This is a genomic window from Candidatus Omnitrophota bacterium (genome assembly GCA_034717435.1).
In the GTDB taxonomy this organism is placed as follows: domain Bacteria; phylum Omnitrophota; class JAUWXU01; order JAUWXU01; family JAUWXU01; genus JAYELI01.
This window is the reverse complement of the sequence record JAYELI010000044.1, coordinates 1-9,469: the sequence shown is the minus strand read 5'-3', so window position 1 is coordinate 9,469 and position 9,469 is coordinate 1. Positions and strand designations below refer to the sequence as shown.

The 9,469-nt window shown below is 44.7% G+C and carries 9 protein-coding genes and 1 tRNA gene; all 10 read right to left on the bottom strand.

Features of this window, described 5'->3' with window-relative positions; all coding sequences use genetic code 11:
- Positions 1–168: 168 nt before the first annotated feature.
- Entirely contained in the window at positions 169–870 is a 702-nt protein-coding gene (locus U9Q08_03840; protein ID MEA3328842.1) for a 50S ribosomal protein L25, read from the bottom strand.
- A 61-nt stretch (positions 871–931) separates the two neighbouring features.
- Positions 932–1,867, bottom strand: coding sequence for a ribose-phosphate pyrophosphokinase (locus U9Q08_03835; GenBank protein ID MEA3328841.1), 936 nt, complete (start codon positions 1,865–1,867; stop codon positions 932–934).
- A 253-nt stretch (positions 1,868–2,120) separates the two neighbouring features.
- On the bottom strand, positions 2,121–3,380 hold the full coding sequence (locus tag U9Q08_03830) for an NTP transferase domain-containing protein (GenBank protein MEA3328840.1): 1,260 nt from the start codon (positions 3,378–3,380) through the stop codon (positions 2,121–2,123).
- A gap of 146 nt (positions 3,381–3,526) precedes the next feature.
- A tRNA-Gln gene (locus U9Q08_03825) sits at positions 3,527–3,600 on the bottom strand.
- A gap of 29 nt (positions 3,601–3,629) precedes the next feature.
- Entirely contained in the window at positions 3,630–4,061 is a 432-nt protein-coding gene (locus U9Q08_03820; GenBank protein MEA3328839.1) for a SpoVG family protein, read from the bottom strand.
- Complete coding sequence (gene ispE / locus U9Q08_03815; protein MEA3328838.1) at positions 4,042–4,905, bottom strand: 4-(cytidine 5'-diphospho)-2-C-methyl-D-erythritol kinase; 864 nt, start codon at positions 4,903–4,905, stop codon at positions 4,042–4,044. The genes U9Q08_03820 and ispE overlap by 20 nt, the downstream gene beginning before the upstream one ends.
- A gap of 5 nt (positions 4,906–4,910) precedes the next feature.
- Complete coding sequence (locus tag U9Q08_03810; protein MEA3328837.1) at positions 4,911–5,840, bottom strand: transketolase family protein; 930 nt, start codon at positions 5,838–5,840, stop codon at positions 4,911–4,913.
- Positions 5,841–5,872: 32 nt separating this feature from the next.
- Positions 5,873–6,694 (bottom strand): transketolase, encoded by an 822-nt coding sequence (locus tag U9Q08_03805; protein MEA3328836.1) that lies wholly within the window; start codon positions 6,692–6,694, stop codon positions 5,873–5,875.
- 55 nt (positions 6,695–6,749) lie between these two features.
- Positions 6,750–8,234 (bottom strand): tetratricopeptide repeat protein, encoded by a 1,485-nt coding sequence (locus U9Q08_03800; protein MEA3328835.1) that lies wholly within the window; start codon positions 8,232–8,234, stop codon positions 6,750–6,752.
- Between the two features lie 120 nt (positions 8,235–8,354).
- Entirely contained in the window at positions 8,355–9,227 is an 873-nt protein-coding gene (gene hisG / locus U9Q08_03795; GenBank protein ID MEA3328834.1) for an ATP phosphoribosyltransferase, read from the bottom strand.
- Positions 9,228–9,469: the final 242 nt, after the last annotated feature.

Below are 9,469 nucleotides of genomic sequence, written 5' to 3'. Positions count from 1 at the left end.
GGGCGACCGAAGGATCTCCCATAAAACCGTGTTTTCTGAGATTCTTCGGCCTTCGGCCTCAGAATGACCTTTTTAGCGTTATTATTTTTAATTTCGGTTAAGGTGTCCACTTTTAAAACATAAATCGTCTAAAATGAATTACGACACAATCTGAATGCAACAATTTATTTATTCTTTATGAGGTTTCTCTTCCGGCTTAGAGGGCTTTTTAATTTCCTCTTCTTCGGAAACCTCTTCTTTTTCTTCTTTCTTAATAACCTCGGGTTCGGTTATCTCATCTCCCGGGATAACTTCCTCTACTACCTCGGCCTTGGGCGCAGCCACTTGGACTACCAGGTCTTCAGGGTCCTGAATAATTTTTATATTCTCAGGAATTTGCAGTTCTTTGATGCAGACAGAATCCCCGATAGCCAGTTTAGAAATATCCACATCCATCCTCTCCGGGATCTGGGCTGGAAGACATTCTATCTCTATCTCCCATAAAATGTGTTCCAGTATCCCGCCTTCCTTAATCCCGGGGGACTCGCCCTTGGTGTGGATAGGAACCTTGACCTTGATTTGTTTGGTAAGGGATATATGCTGAAAATCTACATGGCGGATATCACCCTTCATCGGGTCATGGTTCATATCTTTTACAATTACCGTCTTGGTCTTACCCCCTTTGCCGCCGATCTTTAAATCAATGATCACGTTTTCCCCGCGAGCGGTATGCAGGACCTCTGTCAGGTCATGCAGTTTTATCGTAAGGTTGAGTGTTTTTTCACCCGCTCCATAACAAACAACCGGCACCAGCCCGGCCTTGCGCAATTTCCTGGCAGCTTCCTTGCCTATGTCTTTCCTGGTTTCTGTCTCAAGTTGGACTCGTTCCATGTTTATCTCCTCCTCGCTTCGTTCGTCGTCAATACACAACTCAAAGCCAATCTGTGTCTTTTTACGTGAATAAAGAACTGACGCTTTCTCCATTATGAATGCGCTTGATGGCTTCTCCTAATAAAGGCGCTACTGAAAGAACCTTTATTTTAGGATGGCTTCTTTCACCCTGCGCCGGAATAGTATCGGTAACCACAAACTCATTGATATCCGCCTTGTCTATCCGCTCAATGGCCGGGCCGCTCAGCACCGAATGGGTAACAGCGCAATAGATGTTTTTTGCGCCTCTGTTTTTAAGCCCGCGGACAGCCTCGGTTATGGTTCCAGCGGTAGATACAATATCATCGACTATAATTACGTTTTTACCTTTTACCTCTCCTAAAATATTCATAACTTCTGCCTGTCGATCGTTTATCCGGCGCTTATCAACTATGGCTAAAGATGCCGAAAGCCTTTTAGAATATGCCCGGGCCATTTTTATTCCGCCGACATCCGGAGAAACAACTACTAAATTATCTAAATTGAGATTCCGAAAATGCTCAAGCAGTATATTAACCGCGTAAAGATTATCCACCGGGATATCAAAAAATCCCTGGATCTGCCCGGCATGCAGGTCTATGGTAAGGACCCTGTCGGCGCCGGCTACGCTTAAAAGATCAGCCACTAATTTAGCGGTTATCGGAACCCGGGGCCTGTCTTTTCTATCCTGCCGGGCATATCCGTAATAAGGCACTACCGCTGTTATCCGTTGAGCAGAAGAACGGGAAAGCGCGTCGATCAAAATAAGCAGTTCCATTAAATTATCTGCCGGCGGATAAATGGACTGGATTACAAATATATCCTTTTCCCTGACATTCTCTTCTATTTTTATCGATATCTCGCCGTCGCTAAACCTACCCGCGTTGACCCTGCCTAATGTTAATTTTAAATATTTAGCTATGCCTTCTGCCAGGTCTTTGCTGGCATTCCCGCTGAACACAGTCAATTTATCCCTCATAATTGCCCTCCTTATTTAAATTGTTAAATTGCTAAACTGATAAATTGCTAAATGGCTATAACGGTTTGACAATTTAACAGTCAGACTGTGTCGTAATGTAGTTGCCTGATTTATCAGGCACAGCATAGAGCGCCCAATAAATTGGGCAACTACAATATATTGTGTATCAGTATACAATAAAATGAATTACGACACAGTCTGATTACTAAATGGTTAACAGTATAACAGTATAACAATTTGACCATTTAACAGTTTAAGACTGTTTCTTTTTTAGTATTTTCGCCGGGACGCCTGCCACCACTGTATGCGCCGGGACATTTCTGCCTGCGGTTACCACGCTTCCTGCACCGGTCACGGCGCCTTTACCTACCTTAACCGGCGCAACCAATACGGTCCCGGAACCAATAAACGCACCCTGGCCGATAATCGTTTGGCTTTTTTCTTTGCCGTTATAATTAGCGGTGACCGTCCCCGCTCCGATGTTGACGTTGTTTTTAATAATGCAGTCTCCAATGTAACAATGGTGTTTTATTTTAGCCGATCTGCCGACATTAGATCTTGCCAGCTCAACGAAGTTGCCGATTTCTACATCATCAGCAATCCTGCATCTCCCTCTGATCCTGGAAAATGGGCCTATCCGACAGTCCCTGCCTATTGTTATCTCTCCCTCAATAAACGTGCAGGGATAAATAATACCATCCCGGCCCATCTTAACCCTGCTTCCTATATAGGTAGTTTTCGGATCCAGAACAGTAACACCTTTATTCATAAGCTGATCCAGTATCCTCCGCCTGAGTACCTGTTCTGCCCGGGCCAATTCGCTTTTAGAGTTTATACCCAACACCTCCGTTGGTTTAGGGCTTATTACGGATTTTACCTTCAAACCTTGGCTAACGAATAAAGAAATGATATCGGTCAGATAATATTCCCCTTTTTTATTCCGGGGAGTAATCTTTTTCAGCAGTCTAAAAACGTGTTTACTGTTAAAGAGATAAAGCCCTGAATTTATTTCATGTTTCCTCCGCTCAGGAGGGGTAGCGTCTTTATGTTCCACTATTTTCATTATACAGCCTTTGTCGTTTCTTACAACTCTGCCATATCCACCGCATTTTTTTAAAATAGTAGTTAGTAATACACAATCTGCCTGCGAAATTTTAAACTTACCAATTAGCTTTTTTATAATTCCAGGGGTGATAAGCGGCGCATCGGCGCATAAAACCAATAAATTTCCCTTGAATCCGGTAATTTTATCCTGTACCCGCAGAAGCGCATCGGCTGTTCCCAAGAGTTGTTTTTGTTTTACCAAAACCGCTCTTCCCTTAAGATAGCCGGCGATTAAATCATATTGGTGCCCGGCTACCACTATAACCTTTTTTATCCCCAGGGATTTTAAGGTGTCCAGTGAGTAGTCTATTATCGGCTGGCCGCATAGGCCATGCAAGACCTTGGGCCAACGGGACTTCATTCTCGTGCCTTTACCAGCGGCTAATATTACGGCGATCGTATTCTTCATGGTTTTAATAGTCGTTTTTCATCGTCATTGCGGGCGACCCCGGAGTTTCGGGGGGAGCAAAGCAATCTCTGTTTTCGAGAGTGCGAAGCCTCCCCGCAAGGGGATTGCTTCGGCGCCTTCGGCGCCTCGCAATGACGGTGAAACATTGGCTGGCGGAGGAAGATTCGAACTTCCGCTAACGGCTCCAAAGGCCGCTGTACTACCCCTATACGATCCGCCATCTGTTTTTTATACCTTACTAAGGGTGGTTTAAGATCCGTTTGGGTTTTTATCCTGGCTATCGGTAGACGAAAATGGTTGAGACAAATTCGACTTTTTAGCCTGATACGCATCGATTACTTTTTTCTGGATAGTCTCCCGGAATTCCAAAGTAATTGGATGCGCTATGTCCCTGTGCTCCGTCTGCCGCTCGTTTGCATCCGCGAAAGGAGGCTTGGAAAAATTCTCCAGGCCTGCTGCGCACTGGTTGCAGAATTTACTCCTAATCACATTCTTATACCCGCACTTGGGACAAGCATCCTTTTGCTTTTTGGAAGGCATAGCCACGAACAGGCCCTTGTTTCCTTCGATAACCTTAATATCCCTGACTACAAAACAGTTATCAAATGTGACAGTTGCAAAAGCCTTCAGTTTTTTATTTTCTCCTTCTCGCAAAGATACCCTAACCTCTGTTATTTCCACTTTGCTTCCTCCTGTTGTAAGTTTGGATTACATAAGTTGTCCACCTGTTCTGTGCTGCAATTTGCTGCGCTGTCTTTATCGCCTCCTTTCTGTCTGAAGCCAGCACATAAACTGCGGGTCCACTTCCGGAGACCATGGCTTTAAACCCCATAGACCCCATAAGATCAATAATTTCACCGACAACCGGCAGTTCTTCTATTACGGCTTGGGCAAGGTCATTATGCGGGATTAGCATTTTAACATCGCCGGATTTAAAAGTCAAATTAGCGTCCCTCTTTCTGAGAAAATCCAGTTTGCCGTATATTTTCTTAGTAGAAAGTTTCCCCGGAGGCATAATCAGGCAATACCACTTAATTTTGTCTGTCACCGAAGGAAATATCCGGTCTCCCCTGCCAAAGGCCAAAGCTGTCTGGTGCCGGGAAATAAAAAAGGGGACGTCTGTCCCCAGTTTCCTGCCAAATTCCATCAGGACCTCACTGTCCAGCTTCAGATCCCAGAGTTGATTTAAACCTAACAGCACTGAGGCGGCATCACTCGAGCCGCCTCCCAGGCCGGCGGCAACCGGGATCTTTTTTTCGATAAAAATCCGGACTCCTTTATTTATTGCCAACTCTTTAACTAACAAATCAGCGGCTTTATAAGCCAGGTTATCCCTGGCAAGGGGCAAATCCGGACTATCAGAGGAAACGCTGATATTGCCGGCGGATTTTGTTAAGGTCAATCTATCACAGAGATCTACAGCCTGGATAAGCGTTTCAACCTGATGATAACCGTCTTCTCTTTTATTGAGAACCCTGAGATATAGGTTTATTTTGGCAGGAGAATCCAGGATCAATCTATCCATTATATCTATTGCATCAGTTTACGGCAGGCCTCAACAATATCCCCGGCTGTCAGATTATATTTCTTGAGCAGTTCATCAGGACTGCCGGATTGACCAAATCTATTCTTTATTCCAATTCTCTGTATGGGGACAGGCGCACTTTCGGAGGAAACCTCGCTAACCGCACCGGCCAACCCACCGTTGATCATATGCTCTTCGCAGACCACAATCCCCTTCGTCTGTTTAGCGCAGTCAATAATTGCCTGCCTATCTATCGGCTTAATGGTATGCATATTGACAACCCGGGCCTGTTTATTTTCTTGAGCTAAAATCCCGGCAGCGTCCAAAGCATTTTTGACCATTATTCCGCAGGCGATAATCGAGACATCCCTGCCCTGGCGCAGAATCTGGGCTTTACCCATTTCAAACTTTGGTTTATTCTCGATAGTAGGAATCTTGGCCCTTCCCATCCTGACGTAAACCGGGCCTTTATACCCGGCAGCCAGCCGGATAATATCCCTAGTCTGCGGCCCGTCGCAGGGCACCATAATAACCATCTCCGGCAGGACCCTGAACAGAGCTATATCTTCCACAGCCTGATGGCTGGCTCCGTCAGGCCCTACTGTAATTCCGGCGTGGCTGGCTACTATCTTGACATTTAATTTGTTATAAACAATAGTATTTCGCACCTGGTCCCAGGCCCTTCCGCTGGCAAATATGGCAAAGGTGCTGGCAAAGACTGTTTTGTTGCAGCTGGCCAACCCTCCGGCCACGCCGATAAGATTCTGCTCAGCAACTCCAATATTAAAGAACCGCTCGGGAAAAGCCTTACCAAATTTAACTGTTCTGGTAGAACCGGACAAATCAGCATCAAGAACCACTATATCTTTGTTCTTACGTCCCAGTTCCACAAGTGTCTCGCCATAAACATCTCTGGCCATCATCTTCTCTGACATCCTGATCTCCTTTTAACCATTTAGCAATTTATTTATGCCAGCTCTTTAAGAGCTTTTTCCCCTTCTTCAGCAGTAGGAGCGCGTCCGTGAAAATCAACCACGTTTTCCATAAAAGACACGCCTTTACCTTTTATTGTCCGGGCAATTATAATCGAAGGCTTGCTTTTCATGTCTTTGGCCTGGCCAAATGCCTGCAGGATCTGGCTTATATCATGGCCGTTTATTTCAATAGTGTTCCAGCCAAAGGCCTGCCATTTACCAGCCAAAGGCTCCAGGTTCATTATTTCGCTAATCTTACCGTCTATCTGATAACCATTATAATCCAAGATAGCGCAAAGATTGCCGCATTTGTAATGGCTGGCAGCCATCGCCGCTTCCCAGATCTGGCCCTCCTGAATTTCTCCATCGCCAAGCAGGCAATAAACGCGATAATCCCTTTTGTCCAGCTTCCCGGCCAGGCTCATACCTAAGGTAACCGAAAGGCCCTGGCCCAATGACCCGCTGGCTACGTTCACTCCCGGCGTCCTCCAGTCAGGGTGGCCCTGTAAAATACTGCCCAGCTTTCTCAAGTTCCGCAACTCATCCACCTTAAAATAACCGCTTTCTGCCAATACCGCATACCATAAAGGACAGCAGTGTCCTTTTGACATATGAAACCTGTCCCGATCCGGCCATTTGGGGGTTTCGGGTTTATGCCGAAGTTCAGCAAAATAAAGGCAGGTTATAAGGTCTGTTGAAGACAAAGAACCGCCGGGATGACCGCTTCCAGCCCGGGTTATCATTTGAATAATCATCCGTCTGATCTTCCTGGCTTTTTGTTCTAATTCTTTGATCTGTTTATCGGGATAAGACATCCTCATTCCTTTCCAAATCACAGATCAGCTCATAGCTCAAAGCTCAAAGCCCATATTATTGCTTATTCTTTCTGTGATCATTTGTGTTGCTTAATAGTTTTTTAAGTTTACTTTCAACGCTCTCCTGATCCGGCTTAAGCTCCAGCGACTTCTCCCATTGGGCTTCAGCCTGGTCATTAAAACCTTTTTGATAATACACATCCCCCAGATGATCACGCACTACCGGATCACTTCCCAGCAAGCTTACTGCCCGCTCCAACTGCACCAGCGCCTGATCAAACATGCCTTTCTTATAATAGGCCCAACCCAGAGAATCTACATAAGCTCCGCTATCCGGATCAATCTCCAAGGCCTTTTTTATTAACTCAACTGCCTCGTCCAGGTTTATACCCGCCTCGGCATACATATAACCTAAATAATTATAAGCCTCGGCATTCCGGGGATTAAGTTCAATGGCTTTCTTGAATTGGTTTCCTGCCTCACTTTTCTTTCCCATCCGGTCATAAAGGGCTCCCAGCCTAAAATACAGATAATCGTTATTCTGACTTATATCGAGAGCTTTTTTCAGCCAGGTAACGGCATTCTGCTCCTGCCCCATCAGCTCGTAGACCAGACCGAAAAGAAGATAAACCTTATCCAATTTAACCTTCAGGTTCTCGGCTTTCTTTAAAACCTCGATGGCCTGTTCGGGTTTACGCTCGGCCAAATAGATATAGGTCAGCTCAAGGTAAGGCGCTATTTGTTTAGGCGATAGAGAAATCAATAGATTATACTGACGAACAGCCTCCTCTACCATCTTCTGTTGATAATAAATCTGGGCGAGGTGACGGTAGATCTTTATGTTCAAAGGGTCGATCCTCAGCGCCTGTTCGTACCGGGCTATTGCGTTTTGCCAGTCTGCTCTAATTTCATAGATAACCCCCAGGTTTAAATAGGCTTCAATATAGTCAGGGTCCAACTCTATGGTTTTTTTAAAACTCAAAAGCGCTTTTTCAAACTCTTCAAGCCGGCTGTAAATAACCCCCAGGTTAAAGTGGGCCAGTGAAAAATCCGGTTTAAGCCCAATAATTTTTAGGTATACTTCCGTGGCCTCGGCTAAATCATTCTGCAGAAGATAAAGGTCGGCAAGACCAGCCAGGGCTATGCTCTCCTGAGGATTTATCTCTAAGGCCCGGTTATATTGCTTAATGGCTTGAGGATAGTCTTTTTGGCGGATGTAAACAGACCCTAATTCCAGGTAGGCCTCAATAGAAAAGGGAGCAAGCGAAATTACCCGGTTAAGTTCGGCAACAGCTTTGTGGTGTTGGCCGATCCGCGTGTAGTCTTCGCTCAATCTCAGGCGAACTTCAATAATTTCCGGATTGTGTTTCAGGATCTTCCGATACTCTTTTATGGCATCATTGAACCTTTGCTGATTATCATAAAGCAGGGCTTTCAGATAATAGGTATAGGCTGTTTCCGCTGAGGTCAAAGATGCAAAAAAAGATATCTCTATCAGGAAAAAGAATAACAGAGCACTCAAGCACCGTCTAAACACCATTTTTATTATCTTTTTCTTTTCTTTTTATGCCGGTCTCTTCTTCTTCTTTTCTTCCGTTTGTGTTGCTTTATTTTGGCCCGTTTTCTTTTTCTGCCGCACGGCATTTGCGGTTTCCTCCTTTTAACAGATTACTTTATTTAAAGGATACTCGACAATCCCCTGCGCGCCGGAATCTTTTAATTCCGGGATCAAGGTCTTGGCAGTACTTTCGTCAATAATAGTATCTACGTCGAACCAGTCGGGTTGAGACAACATGGATACTGTCGGATTCTTCATTGCCGGCAAAAGAGAAAGGACTTTATTTAAACTCTTAGACGATACATTCATCTTGATCCCGACTTTGCCTTCTGCCGAAACCGCGCCTTTTAAAAGCAAAGCGATATTTTCTATCTTCTTTTTTATCTTCTTGTCCTTCCATGACAATTTATTGGCTATCAACTGAGTGCTGGACTGGTATATTGTATCTATTATCCGGAGGTTTTGTTCTTTTAAACTGCGCCCTGTCTCGGTAAGCTCCACTATCGCATCTATCAAACCGCTTCCCACTTTGGCCTCTGTCGCGCCCCAGCTAAATTCTACCTTGGCTTTTACCTTATTTTTCTTTAAATAAGCCCGTGTAACATTCACCAGTTCAGTCGCCACTTTCTTGCCTTTTAAGTCATTGAGCCGTTTTATATTAGAAGATCCCGGAACCGCCAGCACCCACCTGACAGGCCTTAAGGTCTGTTTGGCATAGACTAAATCGGCAACTTTTATGACTTTTGAATTATTTTCCCGGATCCAATCATTACCAGTAATGCCGCAGTCAAAAACCCTTTGTTCAACAAAGCGAGGTATGTCCTGTGCCCGTAGTAAGCCGACTGAAATATCCGGGTCATCAATATAGGGGGAGTATGAGCGTTGTTTAATGATAATATTAAAACCCGCTTTTTTAAAAATATCTACTGTTGCGGCCTGAAGACTTCCCTTGGGAATGACTAATCGAAGTTTCATCGCGTTAAACTCCTGCTTTTCCGTGTATTATACCGCTTCCTGTTTCAGATGTCAAATCTTAAACCTTAGCATGTTATCTACGAATTAAAAGTGCACAGTTTTTAGACGATTTAAATTTTAAAAGTGCACACCTTAAAGGTCATTCTGAGGCCGAAGGCCGAAGAATCTCAGAAAACACGGTTTTATGAGATCCTTCGGTCGCTTACGCTCCCTCAGGATGACACCTACGCTTACGCTCCCTC

Coding starts and splice junctions, on each gene's coding strand:
- ispE (MEA3328838.1), bottom strand. CDS start 4,905: ATGGATAGATTGATCCTGGATTCTCCTGCCAAAATAAACCTATATCTC.
- U9Q08_03805 (MEA3328836.1), bottom strand. CDS start 6,694: ATGTCTTATCCCGATAAACAGATCAAAGAATTAGAACAAAAAGCCAGG.
- hisG (MEA3328834.1), bottom strand. CDS start 9,227: ATGAAACTTCGATTAGTCATTCCCAAGGGAAGTCTTCAGGCCGCAACA.
- U9Q08_03840 (MEA3328842.1), bottom strand. CDS start 870: ATGGAACGAGTCCAACTTGAGACAGAAACCAGGAAAGACATAGGCAAG.
- U9Q08_03810 (MEA3328837.1), bottom strand. CDS start 5,840: ATGTCAGAGAAGATGATGGCCAGAGATGTTTATGGCGAGACACTTGTG.
- U9Q08_03830 (MEA3328840.1), bottom strand. CDS start 3,380: ATGAAGAATACGATCGCCGTAATATTAGCCGCTGGTAAAGGCACGAGA.
- U9Q08_03835 (MEA3328841.1), bottom strand. CDS start 1,867: ATGAGGGATAAATTGACTGTGTTCAGCGGGAATGCCAGCAAAGACCTG.
- U9Q08_03800 (MEA3328835.1), bottom strand. CDS start 8,234: ATGGTGTTTAGACGGTGCTTGAGTGCTCTGTTATTCTTTTTCCTGATA.